The organism is Pseudomonas sp. S2_E02 (assembly GCF_054668355.1).
Genome location: NZ_CP162761.1, coordinates 2,504,058 through 2,527,808, shown reverse-complemented (window position 1 = coordinate 2,527,808; position 23,751 = coordinate 2,504,058). Strand labels below are relative to the sequence as shown.

At 52.3% G+C, this 23,751-nt stretch carries 21 protein-coding genes; 9 read left to right on the top strand and 12 right to left on the bottom strand.

Going from position 1 to position 23,751, the window contains the following annotated elements; genetic code table 11:
- Positions 1–78 precede the first annotated feature (78 nt).
- Positions 79–3,174, bottom strand: coding sequence for a TrlF family AAA-like ATPase (locus tag AB4O01_RS11220; protein WP_460091769.1), 3,096 nt, complete (start codon positions 3,172–3,174; stop codon positions 79–81).
- A 300-nt stretch (positions 3,175–3,474) separates the two neighbouring features.
- Here AB4O01_RS11220 and AB4O01_RS11215 point away from each other — a divergent pair, with 300 nt between their 5' ends.
- Together AB4O01_RS11215 and AB4O01_RS11210 are read left to right on the top strand one after the other, a co-directional pair.
- On the top strand, positions 3,475–4,032 hold the full coding sequence (locus tag AB4O01_RS11215; protein ID WP_460091767.1) for a lipocalin family protein: 558 nt from the start codon (positions 3,475–3,477) through the stop codon (positions 4,030–4,032).
- 204 nt (positions 4,033–4,236) lie between these two features.
- The gene (locus tag AB4O01_RS11210; RefSeq protein WP_460091766.1) at positions 4,237–5,145 is read left to right on the top strand and encodes a restriction endonuclease; all 909 of its coding nucleotides are present in this window, start codon (positions 4,237–4,239) and stop codon (positions 5,143–5,145) included.
- A gap of 180 nt (positions 5,146–5,325) precedes the next feature.
- On the opposite strand, the gene AB4O01_RS11205 is transcribed toward AB4O01_RS11210, so the two are convergent.
- Both AB4O01_RS11205 and AB4O01_RS11200 read right to left on the bottom strand, forming a co-directional pair.
- On the bottom strand, positions 5,326–6,150 hold the full coding sequence (locus AB4O01_RS11205) for an abortive infection family protein (protein WP_460091764.1): 825 nt from the start codon (positions 6,148–6,150) through the stop codon (positions 5,326–5,328).
- Positions 6,151–6,401: 251 nt separating this feature from the next.
- Positions 6,402–7,097, bottom strand: a complete 696-nt coding sequence (locus AB4O01_RS11200) for an SOS response-associated peptidase family protein (RefSeq protein WP_460091762.1) — start codon at positions 7,095–7,097, stop codon at positions 6,402–6,404.
- Between the two features lie 98 nt (positions 7,098–7,195).
- On the opposite strand from AB4O01_RS11200, the gene AB4O01_RS11195 reads away from it, so the two are divergent.
- Both AB4O01_RS11195 and AB4O01_RS11190 read left to right on the top strand, forming a co-directional pair.
- A complete protein-coding gene (locus tag AB4O01_RS11195) occupies positions 7,196–7,627 on the top strand; it encodes a LexA family protein (protein WP_460091760.1) in 432 nt (143 codons plus the stop codon).
- On the top strand, positions 7,614–8,894 hold the full coding sequence (locus AB4O01_RS11190) for a Y-family DNA polymerase (RefSeq protein ID WP_460091758.1): 1,281 nt from the start codon (positions 7,614–7,616) through the stop codon (positions 8,892–8,894). The genes AB4O01_RS11195 and AB4O01_RS11190 overlap by 14 nt, the downstream gene beginning before the upstream one ends.
- Positions 8,895–9,169: 275 nt before the next feature.
- Here AB4O01_RS11190 and AB4O01_RS11185 read toward each other — a convergent pair whose 3' ends face one another.
- A complete protein-coding gene (locus tag AB4O01_RS11185; protein ID WP_460091756.1) occupies positions 9,170–9,403 on the bottom strand; it encodes a hypothetical protein in 234 nt (77 codons plus the stop codon).
- A 1,148-nt stretch (positions 9,404–10,551) separates the two neighbouring features.
- Here AB4O01_RS11185 and AB4O01_RS11180 point away from each other — a divergent pair.
- Positions 10,552–10,917 carry a histone-like nucleoid-structuring protein, MvaT/MvaU family gene (locus AB4O01_RS11180; RefSeq protein ID WP_460091755.1) on the top strand — a complete coding sequence of 122 codons (366 nt, stop codon included), beginning with the start codon at positions 10,552–10,554 and terminating at the stop codon, positions 10,915–10,917.
- Positions 10,918–11,046: 129 nt separating this feature from the next.
- Entirely contained in the window at positions 11,047–11,265 is a 219-nt protein-coding gene (locus tag AB4O01_RS11175) for a hypothetical protein (protein WP_460091753.1), read from the top strand.
- A 430-nt stretch (positions 11,266–11,695) separates the two neighbouring features.
- On the opposite strand, the gene AB4O01_RS11170 is transcribed toward AB4O01_RS11175, so the two are convergent.
- Positions 11,696–13,339 carry an SIR2 family NAD-dependent protein deacylase gene (locus AB4O01_RS11170; RefSeq protein ID WP_460091752.1) on the bottom strand — a complete coding sequence of 548 codons (1,644 nt, stop codon included), beginning with the start codon at positions 13,337–13,339 and terminating at the stop codon, positions 11,696–11,698.
- 284 nt (positions 13,340–13,623) lie between these two features.
- Here AB4O01_RS11170 and AB4O01_RS11165 point away from each other — a divergent pair, with 284 nt between their 5' ends.
- Positions 13,624–14,697, top strand: a complete 1,074-nt coding sequence (locus tag AB4O01_RS11165; RefSeq protein ID WP_460091750.1) for a PIN domain-containing protein — start codon at positions 13,624–13,626, stop codon at positions 14,695–14,697.
- Positions 14,698–15,005: 308 nt separating this feature from the next.
- On the opposite strand, the gene AB4O01_RS11160 is transcribed toward AB4O01_RS11165, so the two are convergent.
- The 5 genes from AB4O01_RS11160 to AB4O01_RS11140 all read right to left on the bottom strand — a co-directional run bounded on the left by AB4O01_RS11160 (position 15,006) and on the right by AB4O01_RS11140 (position 20,538).
- Entirely contained in the window at positions 15,006–16,298 is a 1,293-nt protein-coding gene (locus tag AB4O01_RS11160) for an MFS transporter (RefSeq protein WP_460091748.1), read from the bottom strand.
- Positions 16,299–16,706: 408 nt separating this feature from the next.
- A complete protein-coding gene (locus tag AB4O01_RS11155; RefSeq protein ID WP_460091745.1) occupies positions 16,707–17,453 on the bottom strand; it encodes an SDR family NAD(P)-dependent oxidoreductase in 747 nt (248 codons plus the stop codon).
- Between the two features lie 48 nt (positions 17,454–17,501).
- Positions 17,502–18,251, bottom strand: a complete 750-nt coding sequence (locus tag AB4O01_RS11150) for an SDR family NAD(P)-dependent oxidoreductase (protein WP_460091744.1) — start codon at positions 18,249–18,251, stop codon at positions 17,502–17,504.
- 143 nt (positions 18,252–18,394) lie between these two features.
- Positions 18,395–19,402 (bottom strand): alpha/beta fold hydrolase, encoded by a 1,008-nt coding sequence (locus AB4O01_RS11145; RefSeq protein WP_460091742.1) that lies wholly within the window; start codon positions 19,400–19,402, stop codon positions 18,395–18,397.
- A gap of 254 nt (positions 19,403–19,656) precedes the next feature.
- A complete protein-coding gene (locus AB4O01_RS11140) occupies positions 19,657–20,538 on the bottom strand; it encodes an NmrA family NAD(P)-binding protein (protein ID WP_460091741.1) in 882 nt (293 codons plus the stop codon).
- A gap of 105 nt (positions 20,539–20,643) precedes the next feature.
- Between AB4O01_RS11140 and AB4O01_RS11135 the strand changes: the two genes are divergently transcribed.
- Positions 20,644–21,219 carry a TetR/AcrR family transcriptional regulator gene (locus AB4O01_RS11135; protein ID WP_460091739.1) on the top strand — a complete coding sequence of 192 codons (576 nt, stop codon included), beginning with the start codon at positions 20,644–20,646 and terminating at the stop codon, positions 21,217–21,219.
- Here AB4O01_RS11135 and AB4O01_RS11130 read toward each other — a convergent pair.
- Complete coding sequence (locus AB4O01_RS11130; RefSeq protein WP_460091738.1) at positions 21,216–21,809, bottom strand: TetR/AcrR family transcriptional regulator; 594 nt, start codon at positions 21,807–21,809, stop codon at positions 21,216–21,218. The genes AB4O01_RS11135 and AB4O01_RS11130 overlap by 4 nt on opposite strands.
- 125 nt (positions 21,810–21,934) lie before the next feature.
- Here AB4O01_RS11130 and AB4O01_RS11125 point away from each other — a divergent pair, with 125 nt between their 5' ends.
- Positions 21,935–22,912, top strand: coding sequence for a zinc-dependent alcohol dehydrogenase family protein (locus AB4O01_RS11125; protein ID WP_460091737.1), 978 nt, complete (start codon positions 21,935–21,937; stop codon positions 22,910–22,912).
- Positions 22,913–22,960: 48 nt separating this feature from the next.
- Here AB4O01_RS11125 and AB4O01_RS11120 read toward each other — a convergent pair whose 3' ends face one another.
- A complete protein-coding gene (locus tag AB4O01_RS11120) occupies positions 22,961–23,626 on the bottom strand; it encodes a glutathione S-transferase family protein (RefSeq protein ID WP_212621873.1) in 666 nt (221 codons plus the stop codon).
- Positions 23,627–23,751: the final 125 nt, after the last annotated feature.

Genomic DNA, 23,751 nt, shown 5'->3' with positions numbered 1-23,751 from the left:
TCAGGAATTGGGGGCCATCTCTGACCATCAGGTATTTCCGTCCCACGACGCCATTGCATACATTAAGCCGGGCGCTCATCAATGATATTTGAACCTGCGGTTATCGAAGGCAGGCTTCGTCCCCTCAAGCACCTTCACCACATGCCCGTTGATAGCAGGGCTTTCAATGGCTCCTGCGGTGTAGGAGATTTTTTGGCTGTTCGCTCGATCAAAATGAGACCAGATGATTTGCTCCGCGTCGCAGACAACGGCAAGGTTCGGGTTGTGCGTGACCATAATGATTTGCCGACGCTTCTTAGCCTCGGTGAGCACTGGCACAAGAAGGCTCACCACAGTTTCGTTATCGAGGTTTTCTTCCGGCTGATCCAGAATGATCGGGTTGCGCCCCCTGTCCACCAGCAGATAGAAGATCAAGAGCAGAGCACCCCGTTGACCGGGAGAGAGCTGCTCGATCTCAGCATCTTGAAACGTCAACGAATACCGGGGTTCTAGGTAGGAAAGATCAAATAGGAGGTCATAAACCTCATTTGCACTTTTGTCCTTACGCAGCATTGAGTCGATGCCGTATTCAACCCTGTCGCCAATCGTAGCGGCCGCAGCTGAGATCCTGTCGTGCAGCGCTTGAGCAAAAGCAACAGCCTCTTCGCGGTTGTCGAAATCAGCAGCTTCACCCAATCGGCGCACTGTGTTGAGGCTCTCGTCCTCGCCTCGAAATTCACCGACGTTTTGCTTCAGCAGAGTGAAAAGGCTGGTGGCAAAAGCGTCAATTGAGCCGCCGAGCTTCGCCTTGAACTGGAGCTTGTACTCCTCGCGAATCAGACTGTTTCCCTGGATTAATTCTTGAACCGGCGTGAACAGCGCCTCCCTAGCTCGTCGCTGAGCATCGAGGATGTCGTAGACCTCGCCTGCCAACGCCAGTCGAGCGCTTCGATGAGCTTTCAACAACTCTGGCAGAGCATCTATTTGAGCGATCCTAGCCTCTAGTCCTTTCACAGTTTCTGGAGAGTCACTAGAGCCAATAAGCTCCAGATACTTCCTCTGCCACTCTTGAACTGCGAGCAGATGATTCTGATAAAACAGCTGAGGTTGATCCAACTTCGCTTTAGCTTCGACTTGCTTCCCTAAGAGTTCCTGGCGTTCACCTTCCGCTGCGGTGCCTCTAATACCAATGGTCGTTTGCTCAGCTAGAAACGCTTCTTCGAACTGGACCAGTGCACTAAGATTTAAGTCGATTTTCGCCACGTCGGTGACAGCCAGACCCAATAAGTTGAGATCTCTACTGGTGTCGTTCACGAACTGGTCGTAGGTACGCTGGAGCAACCGGACTTGCTCCTTCACGTCCTTGACAGCCTTGCTCTTGGCCGCTAGCTGTGAGGCCTTTTCATTAGATTTGTTGTGTTCATCTTCCAATAGTTTGAGATTTGCAGCGATTGCCTCAATAGCCTCGGCCGTCCTTTTTTGCTCAGGTGACAGCTCAGCAGAAGGCTTTTCAATCGCCGCTGGCCTCACAGCCTCATGCTCCGTAAGCTGCCGTCGCTTGAGGGTCAGTTGTTCCGTTAGACTTTTTCTGACTAAAGGATGGAGTTGGTTTTCGTAGGTAGCGATTTCAAGATTGACCCGTTTCAGATCCTTACGAAACTCGTTCAGCTGAAGGCGGTACGTGCTCTCCTGCTGCTCAATTAGCTGGTCAAAATCCAGTGCGCCTAAACGGATTGCATCATCGGTATGTGAGAAAATGACCGCCCTAAGCTCATTTTCAAAAGCGTTAGATTGGCCGGTAACATGTGCGTTGCAGAGATCTTCGAAGTGTCCCTGAGGGATATACCTCACCATTTCAACCATCTCGGCGGGCGGGTCCGCATTGAGATTGCAGGTGTTAATGGTTCCATCATGCCAGATGATGAACCCCTCGAACTGTCGAGCAGGCTCTCCAGCCTTCCCCCGGAACCGCTCCTTTCGAAGGAAGGAGAAGTGATTGGTCTGGCGCGAATGGCCCAACAGAGCCAGGACGTCAGCCAGAGCGCTTTTGCCACTCCCCTTGTTGCCAATTATGGCGACAAGATCGGAGTTCAACGGAAGCTGGACATCGCCCAGCCAGTGCGAGGCCAGTGCAGATCCCTGCACTTTGCTGATCATCACATGGTCGATGAAATACGTTTTGTTGGCCGCGATATGATCTAGCTTCGGCGGTGATATGCCTATGAATGAGCGCTTTGCGGGCTCTAGTATTGCTTGCTGCAACCCACGAAATGTAGGGTCAGCCTTGATCCAGGTTTTCTTGCCTGACGGAAAGTCGCCGTATCCACGACGATCATTGCTTCCATGAGTACCAACAAAGCAGTGCGCATCACTTCCGGCCACAACTAGGCGAGATACGTCTTTCAATCCCTCTCTGATACCAGCATAAAACTTGGCATTACCGGGAGTTTCTTCACCGACAAAAGCGGCACGGACATCTAGATTTCGACTTTCGAAAATCGGAGAGCATCGTACCAGTCCAATGAAATAAGCGTAGTGATCTGTCCATTTCACATCGCTCAGGCCATCGTTCGTATCGTATGGCATGAACCCAATAGCTTGTTCATCAGGAACTTTTGCTATGGCCTCTTTGTAGCTGTCACAAGTCAACTCGGCAATTTTAGCGCCAGCTATGTAGGCCTGCGCATCATCTGCTGCCACCTGCTCAGGCTTGAAACCGTGATACCTGAGAAGTGCGTCCGGAACTTGCTTGGCGAAATCGATGAGCCCCCCACCTGACAATGGCCTGCTGTTTTCGGCGAGTCGGAGGTGGGATAAAAAATCTTTGAGGATCTGATCATTCAGCTCGTTGGAGAACAGAACATGGGCGTTAAGGCGCCCCTTCATAGGGGCAGCAAGCCTCAGCTCAATCCCAGGGAAGACAGTTTTCGTCAACTTCGGGGCATCCGGCTCACTCAATCTGCGTTTCAGCGCAAACCAGCCGTCAAACGTCCAATAATCCATCAGCGCAAAGACATCGGGCTCCGCCTCATTCAGCGCCTTAATCATCTCGTCCACAAGGGCGTTGTTAGCAGGTGAACCTAGGTTCTTCCGGTCAAACTTCTTCCCGCTCCACTCAAATGACGCTGGAGTGTGAATATGCAAATCCCACTGCCGCCACTCTGAACCGCGCTCACTGCCGCTCTGAATCGCCATTGCTCGCCTTCCTTTGTCTGGAACTGCCGATCCATTTGGTTCATCGCGCCAATGGATACCAGATGGTAGGTCTAGTTCCTATTACCGACAAGTCGACGATTTTTTACCTGAAATGCCTGTTTCTGATCGCTAGCAACCGCTCATGACCCATCGCTTTTTTTGGCCGAATGCTGCCGGTCGCGAAAGGCAGCAATCGGCCCGTCCCAACAGTGAACGCCGCCATCAAGAAATTGATAGCACTTTTCGCCCTCACTTATCTCCAATGACATGTGCGTTTCTCCTGACAACCTGGAGGTCGATATGTCGATTCGCAAGATCGCTTTACTTTCCTACCTGGGTTTAGCACTCGCCGGATGTGCAGGCCCAAGCCAGAAGCCCCCTCCCACGACCATGCAAATCGACCTTCAGAAATACCAGGGCACTTGGTACGAGCAGGCTAGGTTACCTATGTTCTTTCAGCGGAATTGCCAGCAGTCAGAGGCGCATTATGGTCTACGTGATGATGGCCGCATTGACGTCACCAATCGTTGCAGGGAGGAGGGTGGCGATTGGAAAGAGGTGCGCGGAATTGCCGAGCCGCAGCAGGCAGGTAGGGCAGACAAACTGTGGGTGCAATTTGATAACTGGTTCAGCCGCATCGCACCAGGCATAACCAAAGGTGAGTACTGGGTGCTTTACCACGACTCCGCCTACCAGTTCGCACTGGTCGGCCACCCGAACCGTGAATATCTATGGGTGCTTTCACGCGCTTCTGAAATTAACGGCGTCAACCGTGAACAACTGCTAAAGATTGCCCAGCGACAGGGGTATGACACCAGCAAACTGATCTGGCGTCCGGCAGATCCGACCCAGCCCTAGTCAACTTGTAATGGTGCGTAGGCAGCAGTCTGACGATTGTTGCCTGACTTGAGTCTCAGGGAACGGCCAGCAGCACCCCTCGTCACGTGTCTGAAGCATCTTGCCCATTCACCTCATAGATGCATTGTGCTGAGTTAATGCGGGGCGCAATGTAACTCATATAAAATACAGGCATGCACTCCGGCGTTATGGCGTCGGTTTCCAATGGCTTCCAATTCGAACCTTGCCGCCATGTCTAGAACAATCCAACGGTCGATGTTAGGCCTCATAGAAACCCTCGAACAGCAACGTGCCGACCCCTCCAGCTCATTAAATTGGAAGGATTTTGAGGATCACGTTCAATATGTTTATCAAACACTTCTGAGCCTTGGTGGCCACAACGTCGTGGTTGCGAAGGATGCTTGTTTGATGGGCCGAGAAGGCGCCGAGTATCAGATTGACGTTTATTACGAGTTTGAGGTGGCTGGAATACGGCATCGAGTTGCTATTGAGTGTAAAAATACAAAAAGACGAGTAGAACGCAACGATGTATTGGCTTTCAAAGCTAAGATCGGCGAGTTTTCTGATGTAATAGGCGTCATCGTTTCTGCCAGCGGTTTCCAATCTGGAGCAAAGGATTTCGCTGAGCGGAACCGAATTTCAGCTTTAAGTATCGATGAGATCCCCTCAATTGGACAGCTGTTAGGAATGCGGCTTCGTCATAATGCGATACCAACCGAACTCTGCGTGGGAACCCCTTTCTGGACTTTCTTCGACTTGGAAACCGGAGCACCTTTTGGTTTGGGGCATGCTAAGGGTATCCATGCGTTGCTTTTTTGGTCTAAAAATCAAGCAGCTAAATACCATGCTCGCAATCAACTTGCGGCGAAGTGGCAGGTTCGCGGGCTGGAAGCACGCCATCTCTTTTCTTATATTCTTGTCGTTGATGCAATGAGTGGAAGTTTTGCAGCCGCCCCACCACCAAATCATCAATTTGCCGACGGCGGCAACATGTTCAGCGATATGCCTCGGCAGATTCTCATCGATGAATACTGTGAGGAATACAAGGAGCAGCTCCGAGTGCGACGCGTGATGCCAGGCGCAACCGAAGGGAGTAAACCAACAAAGAGGTAACGTGGGAAGGTTCTAGAGCGGTCATCTTTCGCCTGTCTCTAAAGACGGCATGCGACCCTAAGCTGCCGCCGAAATGCAACAATTAGGCGAAAGCATCCATGGGTGATCTCTCCCGCCTGACACAGGTCAGCTGCGTCATAGCAAGTCGCTAAAGCTGTTAGAGTCGGGCGATCTCCACTTTTAGTATGTGTTGAGCTTATCCAGCATGTACCCAGCTATTACGCCAGCCGCCTCAACCGCCGTTTCTGCTTCGACCTTTGTAATGCCAGAAGACCAAGGGCGACCGTGACCGGTGCCTTCTTTATTCCGAAGACGATTTACGCCTACTGCAACGTGATACATCCCTCGTTCCATCACGCGGCATGGAGCTTCCGTCGGTGATGGCGGGTCTTCCGGCGTAGCCATGCCGAGAGCAACAAAGGCTTGGCCAAGCAATGCTGGAAAATTGGCTTGCTGAGGGTAGGCGCCGAACTTCACTGTTATCACGTGAGCCGCCGTCGCTTCTAGTAAGTCTTTGCTTGTGCCGGAGAGCAGCGCTGCGTCTTCCGAACCTTTCTTAGCGCGTCTAGCATATGCTCGTAGTGCCTCGGTGAGGTTCCGGCCACTTAGTGATTCCAAGTTCTTGGATCGTAGATCTCCATCCATTGCGAGCACATAGCCTTCGGAATTGAAGGCGTCTACGGCTCGCAAAATGACATCATTTCCTACATAGTTTTCGGACGTTTCCCTGAAACCACCGGAAGCTCTTATCTTGGAAATCAAGCTCTCGACCAGCTTTCCTCCGGCAGCTTGGTCGTTATCGAGTGCCCAGGACAGCACAGCCCGTACACGCTTCGCTTTGCCCACCGTTTGACCCTGTACCTTTGGGTCGATTTCCGATAGTCCCGCGCGGCTAATGTAGAAATCCAGATCCGAATGACTTGGCTCTCTGTACGCCCCCGATTGGGAGTCATCGACCATCTTACTGACTGTCGCCACGATCAAGTCTGTGATTGGAAGTGCCATTCGTTTTATGCTCTCTTTTTTGTTTTGGGCAGCGTGGCAAGCTTAGTAATCCATTGTTCATTCGTCCAAGCACTGTGCTGGAAGGCCATCTGCTGCACATAGTTCGTTTTGAAAGGAGCAAGGATCTCGGCGGATTGAATCCGATTGGCAGGCCGAATAGCGTCACTTAGAGCACACACCGTCCTTTGATCACGTGGGGAATGTCCGGTGGTTGAGCCTCACAATCGCATGGTGAGTGACTGTGAACATTGCTACTCAGCAACCAGTGGGTCAATAAGTTCAGCCGCCTGATTCCGCACGTTGCCCACCTCCCTGCCAACCGGGTACCAGACGAAGTCCCCAACCTCCCGACAGCACTCCCTGGCAAGCTCCTCAGCGCGTAGTGCTGAGGTATTCGGATCAACCCATTCCCGAGCATGCTCAGCGCTCAGGACAACGGGACGGCGGTCATGAATGTCGACCATACCTTGGTCGCTATCAGCCGTGATAATCACGAAACCATCACGCTCGTCCGGTTCGAGCCTTGGTCGAACCTGGCCGAGTGCAGCGAAGAACATCGGGCGCTCATCCCTAAGCCTGATGAAATACGGCTGTTTCTTTTTTGGGTCGGTAGGGTCTTTCACCCATTCGAACCAGCCATTGGCCGGCGCAAGCATCCGGCCATGTGGCCAAAGCTCCTTGAAGAACTTTCCTGTCATCACTGTCTCGACTCTGGCGTTTATTGGGTCAGGCCGCTTCCCCTTTGCCCAGAATGGCGACCATCCCCAGCGCACCTTGTCGATGCTTAGCCCGTCCTCCACCGGCCGAATAATCTCCACACGGGTCGTTGGAGCAACGTTGTAGGGTTCTATCGGCCAGAGGTCGTAGCCGTTGATGATGAGCTGCTTAGGCGCCAGCTCCTTGAGGTAGTGGTCCATGGACTCGTAGATCGAATAACGCCCGCACATGCTGTCACCCGTCGAAATTTTCTACATATGAGATTGACCTCAAGCGAGGCAAATCGTTAACTGTATGTATATACAGTAATCTGCGCAGAGCGTGTCTCATGAGCATCACCTTCCTAGGATTGCTATCGTCTGGCGGCGAGAAGCTCCCTTTCTATTCCTTCCAGGTACCGGCGGGTTTTCCATCCCCTGCGGCCGATCACATTGAAAAGCACATCTCACTGGATGAACTGTTCAACATCCGGGCGCCTCATGTGTATCTGGTCAAGATCGAAGGCGACAGCATGCAGGGAGCCGGCATCTATGGGGGAGACTTGGTGATCGTCGACCGTAGCGTATACGCGGAGCATGGTGACATTGTGATCGCAGCGCTAAATTCAGAGCCCATTTGCAAGCGTCTGCATATGCGTCAGCACGAAGTGATTTTGATGTCCGAGAACCCGAAGTACCCTGCGCGGCATGTAATGGAAGGCGACGAGCTATTGATCTGGGGTGTGGTGAAGTACAGCGTGCGCAGTCATGAAAAAACCTGAACCGGTATTCGGACTGATCGACTGCAACAGCTTCTACGCGAGCTGTGAGCGGGTCTTTCGACCAGATCTTGCGAAAACCCCCATCGTAGTACTGTCGAGCAACGATGGCTGCGTCATCGCCCGCTCATACGACGCGAAACCCTTCGTGAAGATGGGGGCGCCATACTTTCAGATCAAAGACCACCTTCGTCGTAACGGCGTGGTGGCGTTCAGCAGCAACTATGCGCTTTATGGGGACATGAGCGAGCGTGTGATGACCATCATCGAGTCCCTAGTACCTGCACTTGAGGTTTACAGCATCGACGAAGCGTTTGCGGATCTCACGGGGATACCCGGTGATCTGACAGCGTTCGGCCGCAAAGTCCGCGCAACGATTTTCAAGCAAACAGGCATACCTGTTGGTGTGGGGATCGCTCGTACCAAGACCCTTGCGAAACTGGCCAACCACACCGCTAAACGTCTACTCGATAAGACGGGCGGAGTGGTGGACCTCTGCGATCAGTTCAAATGCGATTGGACGCTGCGCAACACTGATGTAGGAGAAGTCTGGGGCGTTGGCAAACGTATGAAGGCACACCTCGATTCCCTCGGAATCAAGACGGCGATGGACCTAGCCAACGCTGATCCAACGATGCTCAGGCAGAAGTTCAGCGTGGTCATTGAGAAGACCGCTCGCGAGCTTGCCGGGACTCCTTGCCTGGAGCTAGGGGAGGCCGACGCGCCGAAACAGGAAATCTGTTGCAGTCGAATGTTTGGCACTCGCCTAACAGACATCGAGCCAATCAAAGAGGCGGTGGCGACATACACCCAGCGTGCTGCTGAGAAGCTTCGGGCGCAGAACTCTCTCTGCAAAAAGATACGAGTCAGTATCCGTACTGGAATGTTCAACCCAGAAGAGGCGAAGTATGCAAACGGCGCATTGGTCGAGCTACCATATCCCACCAATGACGTAAGGTTGATGACGAAGGCTGCAACTGAGGCAGTCAATCGGCTGTTCCGGTCTGGGTTTAAATACAGCAAAGCAGAAGTGTTACTCATGGATCTACGCCAGCCCGGTGAGTTCACCGATGACCTATTCGCTTTTTCGCAGCCTGCTGCGGTGGGCAAGGTGATGGGGATTCTTGATGAAATTAATGGCAGGTGGGGACGAGGGACATTGCGTGCCGCAAGCGTTCCAGCAGATCCACAATGGTCAATGCGGCGGGATTTGATGAGCCAAAGCTTTACCACAAAACTCGATCAGTTATGGATCGTCAAATCCCTATGAACTAGAGGCGTTCGAGTCGCTTTCAGCCATATTGAATATTTCTCAATTGCTGGCTAATCATCGTACCCAGGCATGTCGAAGAGCAATTGGGGGGGGGGCTGTAGCCTCTTCCGCTGCATTTCCCACGTAGTAGAGAGTAAAGCGGAGATAATCCGCCAAAATTCATCACCGAATATAAGGCAAGGAAGGCTTTCCCCTCTTAGTCCAGAAGCAGTATTTGCGCCGCATCGTAATACCATGCTGGAGCGCTTCTACAATCAGAGGTCACGTCAAGGTCATGGAAGTGATGAAGCATCCATTTGGAGTTGTTCATTTTCTTTGGTGGCTTGTAGGGCCAAGTCGAAGTAATGGTTCAGATGCTGTGGTGCCAAATGCCCGGTCATGTAGTCAATAATTTGGTTGATGTTTGTGTGTTTCAACATGAGTCGGCGCGCAAGGCAGCGTCTTAATTCGAGGTCTTCGATGCGCCTCCTAGTATTATGCGTCTGCGGGGTTTTTGGGGCTTTCATCTCAATCTCTCTCTCTCGTTATCCAATATGGTTTTTAATGAAAGTTCAGGATGAGCGAATCGTCAAGGTCCATTCAAAGCCGAAAAAATAAAAAGCTGATATTTCTTGGTTTATTAATTTGGTTTTGATTCTGTTATTTTGAGTTTTGTCTTGGTACGTAACTAATTGATTTCCATGATGGTGTGGCATATCTCGCTGCACGTATAGCGCGGGGGCGTTTATTAGACAAACAATATGCATTGTTTTTGGGGGCGCGATAATAAGCGGGGCGTGCAGAATTTCCCGATAGCCGGTATTGTGGTTGGTGCAGGCCGATTTGGCTAAGAACAAATTCTTGAATTTTATTAAGCGATGGTCTTGTATTGCTCGTAGCTATCAAGAGTAGGTACGAATGTATGTTAATTGGAAATGAGTATTCTCGGTACTCTAGGTTTTTCTTTACAGAGTACGAGCAAAGCGGGCCTTTCATTAATGAGGACCAATGTGGGTACAGCATCTTGCAGGCTGTTCAATGGAGAGCTATGGACGGAAAACCGTTAATGGTACGAAGCATTCAGCGTATAGGGGTGGCTTGGTGTGCGCTCAGTGAGCCCAACTTGTTCCTATGGCTAGAGGATGCTTTAGCGAGAGGGATTTTGTCTCCAATACTTTTCGTCTGTGCGCGATCGGGCAGCGTAACGTTGGTGGTTGATGCTGGAAGTGAACTGGTGAGATCGGAGGAGTTTAAACGGGAGTGGGATGACGTTTTTGGCGTCGCAGAAGACCCTTATTGGTGGAGGGTCATCATTAAGATTTTTGATAGGGAGACCTTTCAAGCGGAAATGATGCCAGTGGTAACCGATGAGTATGTGAGGAACATAAATCATCACTGGAAGCTCGGAGTTAGCAGTTACGTGCCCGCAGGGCTAGTTTCTCCTGAAGACGTTCGCCCTTATTATTTTATTCCGTGATGTTCGTTCGACATGCAAAAGCTTCGCTCCGCTCCGGGGGCATGTATAGGCGCCGCTTTCACTCTCGAAAATCGTCGGTTGAATCATAACGGTATGGGTATCAAAGGTAAGGAAAGAATGCATTCCTCGCGGCTCCAACCATGATGACATTAATCGTTTTTATGGTAGTCTCGTAGGACTATTAGAAAGAGGCCCGTCATGTCAAAACTCGCAGAGTTCCGCCAGCTTGAAAAACATCTCGCCGAGCAGCTAAGCGCGCTAGAAGCGTTGAAGGGTGACGCAGGTCTTAAGAGAGAAATTGAATTCGAATCAAAGCTGCGCGCTTTGCTAGCAGAGTATGGATATAGCCTGCGCGATGTGATCAATCTGCTTGATCCCCAGCCAGTTCGACGTGCCCCTGTATCAGAAGTCAAAGGCGGCAGCCGTAAGCCTCGTCAGTTGAAGGTCTATAAGAACCCTCATACAGGTGAGTCCGTTGAAACCAAGGGCGGAAACCACAAAACCTTGAAGGAATGGAAGAAAGAGCATGGCGCTGCCACCGTAGAGTCATGGCTCTCGAAGTAATCTCGCTGAAACTATGAAAAGGCCCTTATGGGTCTTTTTTGTAAGGTTTGTCTGATTTTGTTCGGTGGTACGGAAAATACTTATTTGCCCAATAGTCTTGCTTGCACAGATTACCTATGGACGACATTCATGCCAGATAACACCGAAGCCAACATAAACATAGCGGACGCGCTAACGCTGATGCTACACAATCAACACGCCCTAGCAGCGGCCATCGAAGAAGTGACTGTGTGGCTTACAGAGAATGGGGTGGAAGTAGTCGCCGCTAACGCGGTGGCTGCTCTGAACACGTTGGACACAAATGCCCAGGGAATTACAAAAGCCATCATGCGATTACGGCAGCTGTAGTATTCGTCCTACCTTCAACGCTAGGCGCTTCCCAGATGACGGCGGGTGTCTGATTCTTTTAAGCGTGGGAATTTGCATGTTTGTCCACCCTCGCTTGCCTTGTCACTACGTTGCATGCGCATCAGCGCCGAGCGACCCGTTGCATTCGAAGTGACTCAAAGGCGGCGAAGTAACGACCGGCGAACTGGTGAATCTATTGCAGATCCACAACCCAAAAGGGTGACAGGCAGCGCTCGGTCAAGAGCCGCCCCTCAGAGCTGTCCGTTTTTGGTCGATAGGAGCGCGACCGGCTTGCCCAATCTGAGCCTAAGCCAAAACGACCTTCAGCTTCTGGTCGTAGCGGGCGAGTTGAGCGTCGGCTCTTGGCCGTTCATTACTTCACTACCTGGGGGCCTAAGCATGCGCTTTTCTCGATTTAATCTGACCTACTCTATGACCTATGAAACTCGCTTACGATTCTGATTACGCCGTCAACAATCGTTTTCGCCATTCCTCTGGTCACTTCTAGCTCCTCCTTCGAATGTACAATGCCGTTCCTAAGCTGAATCCAATCTTGAAGATTTGGGAGCGCTTCTACACTGATCAGACCGCGATTAACCGCACTTTTTATCATCCCAATCAGAGACAGGTGGGGCTTCAGAGCAGTTTCCTCATCTCCGATCCGCATAACTTTTCGCAGCTCACCTTCAAGGTACGTGATGGCGGAAACTATAGCTGCGCGGTATGCCTTAACTCTAAAAAGCCGGCGCACCTCGTCTAACTGGGAATCACCGTCGGAGGGAAGCGCCCGTTCGAGGGTTTCGACTAGGTTGCGAGCAAAATCCTCTGATTGAGAGGTTAAAAGATCGGGGCGGTAGATCGCCATCACTCCTTCTAATGCGGTAGGTAATTGCTGCCCTTCTCTCATGACCACTATCAACGTGAGCGGCCTTCCCTCGTGCCTCCTAGACGCAGCACGGTTAAGCGCCATTTTTAGCTCAACTATTGTCCAGTTAGACGATAGATCAATGACCATGGCAATTGATCTATCAATCAGCGCATCAAGCTTGGCGATGACCATATCACCTGGGGAAATCACCCCATCCGCCGTTATCGGGACGAGGTTGATATCCTCAAGAGCAGGGAAGACTTGATCTTTATAGAACGGTAAAACATCTAACGGTAACGAAAAGAAGCAAAGCCGTGAGGACGCTGATCTCGGCAGCGACAGCTCCTGCATTGCCCTCTCCTCGGTCGCTTTCATAACTGTGAAGGCTTTGTCTCTCAAAAGCTCCCGAAGCTCATCGAATGCGGCGGCAAGGATCTCCCCGTATTTGTCTCGGGTACCTGGCAGGTTTATCACCTTTACCCCACGACGCTCGAATCGGGAGACATCGGATTGATTCGCGCCAACAACGATGGTGTAGGCAAATCGTCTGGTACGCCCTAAACGCTGTGTTACCACGTGCCAGATTTGTCGAAAATCTGGATCGTCAAGGCTATATCCAACCAGTACCGCTGTCTTGGTGATCAAAAGGTTCGCAAGATAGGTTGCAAAGAGCGGGTAGTTCCCTAGGAAACCGTCGTAATCGGCCTCTGTAACCACCATCCTTCTAGGGTGGTGAAGATCGCCATGCAGTTTCAGCAAGTTCACCCCCGCTTTAGAGGAATTCAGCGACAGCTGTTCCTCCTCAAGGATGGGGTAGACGGTATTGGGCCCTAGGCGGTATTCCTGCTCCAGCAGAAAATCGAAGTTCGTTGTGCAAACGATATCGAATGGAATGGAGCAAAAGCTCTTGTGTGCTTTCCCCGGTTGCGCCTCGTGGATTAACAGCACTTGTGTGAGCTTGTCCATTAACCTCGCACGGCCAAGTTCATGCTCGTAAGCTGAGATTGCGTCAAGGGCCCCACTGGAGCTGAAATCAATCAAGTCATCCTCCAGAAGCTTGCCTAACTCACCCCAAAGCGGCGGTCTTTGACCCGACGTGACATGTGCATTGAGGGACATTCCGGCGCCGATAATTGGCAGCCACCTGCCGTTCACTAGGTCGTCGAGAACCGGCTTGGGGAAATACTTGAGGTAAGTTGTGGCCACTGCGAAATCCTCCTTGAACAGCGTCGGACGATATCAGTAATGGCATTTAGATGCCAAATTAGCCTCGATAGCAGGCAGCTATCGGTGAATTGCAGTCATCCATTTCTAAGAGATTGGTGAATTACTGCCAGCAAAGAGGAGGTGTGCTCGCAGAAGTTCTGCCCTTGGTGTGCCACGGGGTGTGAAGGCTTCTCAGCCACCTCCTACTCAGCCGAGCGGTCACTATCGACTTTTTTTCGTGCTGGTGCGAAAGTAGCGCAATGGACCTGAAGGAGTACAGGAAGATGCCGTTAGTTACGCGCAAGGTATTTATAGATACGGAATTCTTTGTCAAAGCAAATCTTGATTTCAACTCTAGTACAATAAAGTCTTTTGAGGAATTGTGCAGCGATAATCAACTGAGCCACATCACTACCACAATCGTGGTTAATGAAGTGCGACGAAAGATTATTGATCACATCAAAGAGGCACTCAAAGGCATCAAGAATTTCCGACGAAAAGCCGCCGTCCTTAAAGAGTATGATGACGAGAGTATAAAAAGCCTTTTTACGGAAATCAATGAAGACGATCTAGAGGCAAAAGCGCTAAAAGCATTTGAGGATTTTATTGAAGCTTCGAATGCCACTGTCGTTGACATGAGTCGCGTAGATGGAAATGAGATTATTGACATGTTCTTTAATCATGTCAGTCCATTTAGCACTCAAAAGCCTAACGAATTTCGTGATGCGTTCTCTCTCCTTGCTATACGCTCTGCTTTGGAAGGGCAGGAAAAGGTCTACGTTGTTTCTGCGGACCCTGACCACAAAGCGTTTTGCGAGGCGAATGAGAGGTTCGTAAACATTGAAACTCTTAGTGGGCTACTAGATATATATAATAAACACAACGACGATAGATCTCATTTCGTTGAGCAGTTTTTGAATATTAAGAAGCAAGAAATCATAGCGCAAATAAAATCTCAGTTAGAAGATGCCGATAGCTATAACTCGTCTACGTGGGAAGATGCTGAAGTAGATACATTCGAAGTGGCTGAAATTGAAGACTTTGAACCTCAAATAGTTCATTTGGATGATGAAAGCTGCAAGGTCGTATTCGACGTAACTGTGAAGTTTCTAGTAAATGTCAGCGGCCCAGACACTGCGAATGGTCATTACGATAAGGAGGATGACATCCTCTATACGTTTGATTCTATTGAGCGGCAAGAGGAAGAAGAAAAAGAATTTTCTATAGAATTAGATTTGTCTTTTGAAGCCGATGAAGGCGAATTCATTAATGATGAATTCGCTTTGCACGTAAAAGGCTTGGGTGGCGGCATTGAATTTGGTGTTGAAGAGTATCCGTGGGAAGACCCTAGGATGTGATTTGATCACATTGGTGATCCATGCGGAGTTCCATGATGCCGTCGCCGGGCCTTCCAACTTGACTGTAAGCAGTCGTTGCTCGAACGGTATCAGGGGATCAAGCAGCGCCATTGCGGCGCTCCTTCTTCAAGACTTGTCCACTTTTCGCAGTCTGTATTGTGATCGGTAGCAAGGGCTGAAACCCGAAGACGCGAGGATCGCTTCGTAGAATACCGTGATCTTTGACTCGACGAATGCAGTTGCACAGGGACGTACGGTGGTTTCCAGCTCAACACAGTCGCTGAGCTGGCACCCTTCGCTAGCAAATCTTAAGCGGTAGCGAACTCAGATTCTGGCTTCTTGTGCCTGATGGTCATGATGATTGCCGCAGCAAACAAGCACAGTAGACCCGCTGTGAAAAACGCTGGCAGGTAGCTCAGCAGATTTACTCGGGACCACCCTGCTCCGTAAGCAGCTACCGCAGCACCAATTTGGTGGCCTGCGAATACCCATCCAAACACCAAGCCAGCACGCTCTGGCCCGAACTTGTTGACGGCGAGACGAACTGTGGGTGGGACGGTTGCGATCCAGTCGAGGCCGTAGAACATAGCGAAGACCGACAACCCGAAGATCGTGAAGTCTGTATACGGTAATGCAATCAGCGAAAGGCCGCGTAGTCCGTAGTACCAAAACAGCAGGTGCCGACTGTCGTAACGGTCTGAGAGCCATCCCGAAAGAACGGTGCCGATCAGGTCGAACACGCCCATGGCGGCAAGCAGACCCGAAGCTTGAATTTGATTAATACCGAAGTCGCCGCACAATGGAATCAGGTGCACCTGAACCAAGCCAGCGGTACTCGCGCCACAGATAAAAAAGGTGGCGAACAAAATCCAGAACACACGGGTCTTGGATGCATCGCGCAGCGTATGCAGAGTCGCCATAAACACTGACTCACCACTTGCGACTGGCGCAACGATTGGATCAGTGCTCGTGTTGCCGTAAGGGCGCAGACCTAGATCGCTCGGGCGGTCACGCATGAACATGAGTACTGCGAACGCAGCCAAGGCAAGCATCGCAGAGAGTACAACGAGCGCCCAACGCCAGCCATGATGTTCGGTGATGCTTGCGAGCAGCGGCATGAAAACAAGCTGGCCTGTGGCGTTACTCGCGGTCAATACACCGATCACAAGACCTCTGCGGTGTTCAAACCAGCGGGACGCTACCACTGCACCCAGTACAAGGGCGGTCATGCCGGCGCCTACGCCAACACCCACTCCCCATAATGCAACTAACTGCCAGACCTTCGTCATATTGAGCGACACAAGGAGGCAGGTCATTATTAAGGTGATTGCTGCGACCGTGACATTGCGCGGCCCGTATTTGCTCATCAATGCAGCGGCGAATGGAGCCGTCAGACCAAACAAGACAAATCGGATCGAAAGTGCTGACGAGATCTCCGTAGTGTTCCAGCCGAATTCCATCTGCATTGGTACGATGAAGATGCCAGGTGCACCTACCGCTGCGGCACTTACCAAGGCAGCCAAAAATGTAACGGCGACCATGGCCCAGGCATAGTGGGATCCTCGATGAGTGAGGAGATTGGAGAGCCATTCTGAAAGCATAGGTACCTCTGAATTTTGCCACCTAGAGATTAGAAAAAGGACAGTCAGGTGGCTTGATTAGCCATCCGCCGCTCCGTTGCGTTTGCGACTAAGTTCTTCTCACTGCATTGGCACGTGCAGGATCAAAATTTATTCAAAGCAACCCCGATAATGGTCTGTCGCGGCGTGTTATTGCCGAGAGGCTTTTTTAAAGGCGCAAGCAGTCCGCATTTGGGATTTAGTAACTTGTGCGAAAGCCGGGGCAATTTTCCGTCGGACTTACGAGGAAAATGAGGCGGTCCATAAAATCGTATGAGCTGAGAGACAGCTTGACCGGAAGCAGCCGCCGATGAAGCGGCGCCTCCAAGCCTTCTACTGTTCTAAATTAGATATTTGCCTAGCGCCCAATGGGGATTGGCCGATAGCACTCTAGATCTGGGTGAAGCCGCCATCCACGAACATTTCCGAGCCCGTGGTGAAGCTACTGTCGTCGGAAAGTAGGAAAACGGCTGCTTTGGCGATTTCTTCAGAACGGGCCATTCGACCTAGTGGAATGGTCGATGCAATCCGGGTCTTGATCTGAGCGGTCTGCTCGGCTCCTCCCGGTGAATCGAATGCGGGAGTATCAGTGGGGCCAGGACTAATCGCGTTAACACGGATGTTACGAGACTTGAGGTCATTGGCCCACGACCGTGCAAATGATCGAACCGCCGCCTTCGAAGCTCCGTAGATGCTTCGACCTGGGTTGCCTTTTGACCCAGCAACGGATGCCATCAGCAGAACGGAAGCGCCGTCCGACAACAACGGTAAAGCGCCCTGTACGGTAAACAAAGTGCCGCGCACGTTTACGTCAAAAACACGACTGTACTGCTCGATGTCTATCGCCCCCAACGGCGCGCTGGCTTGAGCTGCCGCATTGGCAAATACCATGTCGAGCCGGCCTTTCTCTTCGGTGATGAGTTTAAACAGCCGATCCACGTCATCAAGATTACTCGTGTCGCCTTGGACCCCTGTCACATTGCGCCCGATCGAACGGACAGCTTCATCCAGATTAGCCTGACGACGACCCGTGATGAATACGTGCGCGCCTTCTTCGACCAGCAAGCGTGCTGTCGCCAAACCAATGCCAGAGGTGCCACCGGTGACGAGTGCAATTTTCCCTTCAAGCTTTTTCATGCTGTATTCCCCAGTAATTTCAGCCGAGCCATCCGCGTGCTGCGGCGACTAGATGTTGTAGCCGCCATCGGCATCGATGATTGTTCCAGTGATGTAGGAAGCGGCAGGGCTGGCTAGAAAGAGAATGGGTGCAACGACTTCTTCCAGTCGGCCAAATCGCGGGAAACACAAGCGCTCTACCAAAGGCGCCAAAGCGTCGCGCAGATGCGCGTTGAGGTCGGTTTTCATAAACCCGGCGTGCACCACGTTGACAGTAATGTTGCGCTCGGCCAGGTCACGGGCGACCCCTCTGGAATAGCCATCGATGGCTGCACGCAAGGCCGCGAGATCGGCGATACCCGACATGCCAGGTCGGTTGCCCAGGTTAGAACCGATCATCACGATTCGGCCCTGATCGCTGAGTACTTTGGACGCCGCACGCACAGTGGCCATGAACCCCGAAAGCGTAACGGCCCAGAAGCGATCGAATGCTTCGGCGTCGCGGGCGGGATCATCGACTCTGCCCAGCTGATCGATGGAGGCGTTGTTGATGAGGATGTCGATACGGCCGAACTTGGCCATTACTCGATCAATGAGCGATTGCGCGGCGTCGACGTCCGCCTGATCCGCTTGAAATGCTTCGCCTCGCACGCCTTGAGCGATCACGTACTCAATCACGTTGAGTGCCTGCTCTTCGGCGAACACGTAACTGATGGCTACGTCTGCGCCTTGCTCGGCGAGGGCCTTGGCGGTCGCTGCGCCTAAGCCGCGCGACCCGCCGGTTACCAAGGCGACTTTGCCGGTAAATAATTTTGTCATGCTGAATCCCGTAATGGCTGAAGACATTCGTTGATGAGTCTTGAGCCAAAAATAACCGGGAGAAGGGCGGGCGATAATTGCCCGAGCCACGATAAAACCTATCGATAGGCGGAATAAATCAGCATGACATGAACAGGGTAAGGTCAGGCCAACATGTGCTTGGCGACCTCGTCAGGCAGATCGAACTGCGGCCAATGTTCTGCATCGAGTGTCGTCAGCGTCGCGTGAGGGCAATGGCTGGCGATATCTTTAGCGACGGCCGTGTTGAGGTATTTGTCCAGACCACCCCAGATCAGTTTGACCGGCTTATTGAATTTAGCCAGTTCAGGAAGGCGCCGGTCATTTGCCGCAAGGTTTGCGTACGCATTCCCGGTCATGGCCAGGAAGGCGGGCATTGCACTCGGCTGCTGGGTGAAGTTGTGCGCAATGATAGGTTGCAACACCGTTTCGAAGCGCGTCCTCATTGCCGGCGTCATGTTGGCCAACAGTAGGCCCTGCTGAAAATTGAAGAGGTAAGCTGCTTGCTTAGGGTCCGTCATCATCGCGTGGGCCAAAAGCTTGGTTTTCGGATTGCAGCACAGTTCAATGAAGTCGGGAAAGGCCAATACGGAGGCGTTTGCGTAATAACAGTTGAGCAGTACGAGAGAGGCAACGCGGTCCTGATTGTCCAATGCGAAGTTAACCGCTGCCGGACCTCCCGCGTCGTGCCCAACCGGGATGACTGAATTCAATTTTAGATCATTGACCACAGCGTTGAAGTCAGCCAATTGCTGTTCAAAGTCATACCGGAAGTCTGTCGGTTTGTCGGACGCACCGAAGCCAAGAAAATCGAAAGCAATAACGCGACGGCCAGCGGCGCTCAGACGTGGGGCCAGATCTTCGTAGATACGACAGTTATCGGGAAAGCCGTGCAGCAGGACAAATGCAGGTTCTTTGCCGGGATAGTCACGAACGTAGATTCGGTGACCGTCCTTCAACACGATCTTTTCAGTGAAACCTGATGCGAGTTTTGGGTTACTGGGAGGTGCCGGCGACTCTGAAGTGGCTGCCCAAGCGGAGCCATGATTGATCGCCGCCATTGCTGCTGCCAAGACCATGGATTGCTTGAGTACGTCGCGGCGTGACAACTCACTGCGCTTGAGGCTTTTCATTTTTCTTCCCCGTTTTGTTCCCGTGCAAATCAGCCACTTGGGAATGGGTTTCCAATTCAATGGAAATCCAGCAGCACCTGCGATTGCTCAGCAACAGATAACGAGCAATAGCCTTCATGATTTATTGAAGGCGGTCACTATGAATGTGTCAAGGCAGAACGTTGTCATCGGGGCGCCCCGCGATCAACGTGATCAAGCGCGAAGTTTTTCAGGGAGGATGAGCCCGCGCATGACACGGGCTCAACTCACCGTCTTCATACGTCGAACAGATCTTTGTGAAGAGTGACGAACTCTTGCACGGTCATTGGCGCTTGTCCGGTGACTTCTCGAATGATCTTGTCTTCGCCTTCGAACACACCATGCTGGTAATCCAACGCTACTTCGACCAGATGTTGAACGACGAATGGAGGTAAACCTGCTTCAAGCAGTTCGTGTTTGTATTCTTCAAGACTGATTTGCTGATAGGCGATCTTGCGCCCCAGCACTTCGCCGATAGCGTCGGCGACACCTTGCTGATTCAACTCGGTAGGGCCATGCAGGGTGTAGGTTTGGCCTTCATGTTGGCTCGGATTTTCGAGAATGGCGGCAATCAGACGGGCTTGATCCTCAGCGGCGATTGGGGCGTGGCGGCCTTCACCAAATGGTAGGCGGATCTCACCTTTTTCCAAGATGTGCGAGCGGAAATGAGGATAGATCAGCCACTGTGCAAAATAGGTTGGGCGTAGGTGAGTCATTGCCAGTCCTGACCAATCGAAGACCCGCTCGGCCGTCCAATGATCGAGCGCCGCATTGCTCTTGGCTTCGCGTCTCGCGGAAATCTGCGACATGTTGACGACGGCTTCGACGCCGGCTTCCTTCGCTGCTTGGGCGAAACGAGCAGTCGCATCAATCAAGCCGGGGGTAATTGGGTATACGAAGTACGCGGTGTGAACACCTTCAAGTGCGCTGCGCACGGCGTTCAAATCCAGCAGATCACCGAGCACCACTTCGGCGCCCATTGCACGAAGCGCTGCCGAACGTTCATCTTCCTTGTGCACCAGGGCCCTGACCGGAACACCTTTAGAGGTGAGGATTTCAACAGTTCTACGACCGGTGTACCCAGTAGCGCCTGTTACGAGAATGGTAGCTTGCGTCATGTTGGTAGCCTCAGGTTATGGTGCGAAAGATTAAATATTACGCTCGTCATAAATATAGATGTTAAGTAACATCTAAGTCAAACACCATTGATCAGGATTTTTGGCATGCGCAAATCACGGCAGGAAACCAGCGAGACCCGGCAACGAATCGTTGATGCTGCCAGCGTCGAGTTTCGCAAGAACGGTATTGGCGGGACGGGACTTTCTGGTTTGATGTCTGCGGCGGGCCTGACGCACGGCGGCTTCTACCGCCACTTTCAGTCCAAGGATCAGGTCGTGGCAGAGGCATGCGGCGCAGCAGTTGACGGACTAATGTCAGAGCTGGAGAAGGTCGCTGACGACGGAGGCTTTGATGCAATCGTGGACCATTACCTTTCGCCTCTACACCGGGATGCCTTGGAGCAAAGCTGCCCCTATGCGGCGCTTGGGAGCGAACTGGTCCGGAGCAACGAGCAGGTAAAGCAGGTCGCGACCCAAGGTCTGGAAAGGATCATCGAGTTATTGGTCGCTCAGTCTAAATCTGAGAAAGGCGAGTCGGAACGCGCTCGTGCACTCGTCGCGATGTGCACGATGATGGGGGCGCTCACCTTGTCGAGAATGGCATCGCGCCCGGCGCTGTCAGCTGAAATTTTGGAGACGGCGGTAACTCATCTGACTCACGCCGAGCTGTCAGATGCTTAGGAACCGGCTGAGTTGGCAACCGCCTTCAGATTCTCTCTAGTTGCCGTAATGATTTCATCAGCAAGCAGAGGGTTCGTGGTTTTGGTCGCCCGCGCGATGGCGACACTGCCGACCATACTGCACATGAAAAACAATGCTTCGCGACGAGCAGTTTCATCCGCGAAATCCCGAGCCAGCACTTCCTGGAGGATTGCGACCATGTCCTCAAAACCGTGGGTGAAAGTGTTTTGGATGGCTTCATCCTGACTTTTGATTTCGCATGTATAAGCAGCCATCGGACAGCCCTCAGCGACGGCCTCGACGTGCTCGGGGGACACATAGGCGTCAATTAGCGTTTCCAAGTCATTCGCAGCCGGCCCCATCATGGCGCGCCATGAGTCGCGACCGTTGGCCATAGCTTTCCGGCAAGCAGCTTCGACCAACCGGCTCTTAGATTTAAAATGTCCGTAAAAACCACCCTGGGTCAGTCCCGCCTCTTCGCTGATTTGCGCGACGCCAGTGGCGGCGAAGCCCTGCGTCTGGAACAGGCTGGAAGCCGCAGCGATGAGCGCTTCACGGTTGTAAGCATTTTGTTCTTTTGAAACCTTCACGCATTACTCCTGAACTACACTGAGCCATTCATTGTGATCGCCTCCAATAGAATGGATACTTTTGCGGGCGATCACTATGATAGGTGTCCGGCATGGACATTTAAACCCTCACGCAGGTACTCCAAATGAAAGCGATCCAGATCAACGCTTATGGCGACCCCCTCGAAAGTCTGGAGTTGGTCGACATCGCTGAGCCACCGCCGCCCGGACCGGGCGAGGTGTTGATCGGTGTCGAGTTCGCCCCAGTTAACCACAACGATTTACTGTTGTTCGGCGGTAAGTTTCCGGTGCATCCGCCATTACCGAGTGTTGTCGGCAACGAAGGCGTCGGGATCGTGTTGGTCGTTGGCGCGGGCGTGGACAACGTGAAGGTCGGGGATCGCGTGACGCCACCGCTCTATAGCTTTACTTGGCGGGAGCGGATGGTCATTCCCGCCGCAGATCTCTTCGCTTTGCCCGTGGACGCGGATATTCAGCAGCTCGCCATGTTGCGTATCAATCCGCCCACAGCGGCACTTTTGCTGAGTGAATTCGTTGACCTACAACCCGGCGATTGGGTGGTGCAGAATTGCGCGAACTCCGGGGTGGGGAGGGCGGTGATCGCCATCGCCAAGGGGCGCGGGTTACGGACGGTCAATTTTGTGCGGCGACAGGAGCAAGTCGCTGAGGTGGAAGCGGCTGGTGGAGACATTGTTTTGGTGGATGAAAATGATGCGACTGAGCGCGTTCAAGACATGGTCGGTGACGGTGCAGTGCGCTTGGCGCTCTGCGGCATCAGCGGAGTGGCGACTGCGCGATTGGTTAGCGCGTTATCGGCTGGGGGATCGTTGGTCAACTACGCACAAATGAGCGGCGACATGTCTGCACCGGGAGATCTCAGGCCGCTGATGAGAAAGAGCATCACGATGCACAACTTTTATCAGAACAAACCCGCATTCAGGGTGAAAGTGCCTGAAATATTGCATGAAGCGGTCGAGTTGATCAGATCCGGAAGTCTGCAAGTACCGGTTGCAAAGGTGTATCCGCTGGCAGCCTTTAAGGACGCCATCGTCCACACTCAAAAAGGCGGCAAGGTGTTGTTAGAGATCAACGGGGCTCACTGACGGTTTGGTTGAGGAGGCGCCGATGTTCGGCGCCCCCGCAAAGTCAGATCAGAACGTGATACCGAACGCGGAAAACGCGCGGTCCATGCGGTCGTCCAGCAGCTCTTTGGTTTCTTTCCAGGCCGGAACTTCATCCAGCAGGCGTTGCTGCCAAGCCATGATGTTCGGGAATTCATCGTACGGCGTTTTGGTTCTGGCCATCTGCGAGAACGGTGCTGCGATATCGAAGTCCGCCAGCGTCACCTGGTCACCGACGATGTATTTTTTGCCTTCGAGGTGTTTGTCGAGCATGGCGGCGTTGCTGCGGATGTTGGTGAAGATGAACTCGACCATAGTCGGGTCTTCCGCCACGCCCATCACGCGTTTGCCGATGCGTTCGTTGAACAGGTAGGACGAAAATACGCGCCAGTGTTCAGCGGACCAGAACATCCACTGCAAGGTTTCATACCGGGCGGTGCCCTTGGGCAACAGCGGCGAGTCGAACTTCTCCGCCAAGTAGAGGTTGATGGCCGAAGCTTCGGAGATGACGATATCGCCATCGACCAAGACCGGTACGCGACCGACCGGGCTGATCGCCAGAAATTCCGGCGCTTGGCTTTCGCCTTTCAACAAGTCGACCGGGATATGTTCGAACTGGATGCCCATGTGTTTTGCAGCGGTCCATACGCGGCGAAAACTGCCGGAACCACTGTCGCCGTAGATGCTGATGGTCATGACTGACTCCATAAAACTGAATGTTAAGAGCGTTGCGCAGAGCCAGACTAATAGAGCGGTTCAAAAGTGATAATTGGTTGGCCGGCGATAAAATTTATCGCCGGCCGGAATATATATGCAGGCCG

Excerpts from the sequence above, each read along its gene's own strand:
- AB4O01_RS11195 (WP_460091760.1), top strand. The coding sequence starts at position 7,196 with ATGAGCATCACCTTCCTAGGATTGCTATCGTCTGGCGGCGAGAAGCTC.
- AB4O01_RS11200 (WP_460091762.1), bottom strand. The coding sequence starts at position 7,097 with ATGTGCGGGCGTTATTCGATCTACGAGTCCATGGACCACTACCTCAAG.
- AB4O01_RS11180 (WP_460091755.1), top strand. The coding sequence starts at position 10,552 with ATGTCAAAACTCGCAGAGTTCCGCCAGCTTGAAAAACATCTCGCCGAG.
- AB4O01_RS11205 (WP_460091764.1), bottom strand. The coding sequence starts at position 6,150 with ATGGCACTTCCAATCACAGACTTGATCGTGGCGACAGTCAGTAAGATG.
- AB4O01_RS11155 (WP_460091745.1), bottom strand. The coding sequence starts at position 17,453 with ATGAAAAAGCTTGAAGGGAAAATTGCACTCGTCACCGGTGGCACCTCT.
- AB4O01_RS11185 (WP_460091756.1), bottom strand. The coding sequence starts at position 9,403 with ATGAAAGCCCCAAAAACCCCGCAGACGCATAATACTAGGAGGCGCATC.
- AB4O01_RS11135 (WP_460091739.1), top strand. The coding sequence starts at position 20,644 with ATGCGCAAATCACGGCAGGAAACCAGCGAGACCCGGCAACGAATCGTT.
- AB4O01_RS11190 (WP_460091758.1), top strand. The coding sequence starts at position 7,614 with ATGAAAAAACCTGAACCGGTATTCGGACTGATCGACTGCAACAGCTTC.
- AB4O01_RS11120 (WP_212621873.1), bottom strand. The coding sequence starts at position 23,626 with ATGACCATCAGCATCTACGGCGACAGTGGTTCCGGCAGTTTTCGCCGC.
- AB4O01_RS11165 (WP_460091750.1), top strand. The coding sequence starts at position 13,624 with ATGCCGTTAGTTACGCGCAAGGTATTTATAGATACGGAATTCTTTGTC.
- AB4O01_RS11160 (WP_460091748.1), bottom strand. The coding sequence starts at position 16,298 with ATGCTTTCAGAATGGCTCTCCAATCTCCTCACTCATCGAGGATCCCAC.
- AB4O01_RS11150 (WP_460091744.1), bottom strand. The coding sequence starts at position 18,251 with ATGACAAAATTATTTACCGGCAAAGTCGCCTTGGTAACCGGCGGGTCG.
- AB4O01_RS11175 (WP_460091753.1), top strand. The coding sequence starts at position 11,047 with ATGCCAGATAACACCGAAGCCAACATAAACATAGCGGACGCGCTAACG.
- AB4O01_RS11140 (WP_460091741.1), bottom strand. The coding sequence starts at position 20,538 with ATGACGCAAGCTACCATTCTCGTAACAGGCGCTACTGGGTACACCGGT.
- AB4O01_RS11220 (WP_460091769.1), bottom strand. The coding sequence starts at position 3,174 with ATGGCGATTCAGAGCGGCAGTGAGCGCGGTTCAGAGTGGCGGCAGTGG.
- AB4O01_RS11215 (WP_460091767.1), top strand. The coding sequence starts at position 3,475 with ATGTCGATTCGCAAGATCGCTTTACTTTCCTACCTGGGTTTAGCACTC.
- AB4O01_RS11125 (WP_460091737.1), top strand. The coding sequence starts at position 21,935 with ATGAAAGCGATCCAGATCAACGCTTATGGCGACCCCCTCGAAAGTCTG.
- AB4O01_RS11210 (WP_460091766.1), top strand. The coding sequence starts at position 4,237 with ATGGCTTCCAATTCGAACCTTGCCGCCATGTCTAGAACAATCCAACGG.
- AB4O01_RS11145 (WP_460091742.1), bottom strand. The coding sequence starts at position 19,402 with ATGAAAAGCCTCAAGCGCAGTGAGTTGTCACGCCGCGACGTACTCAAG.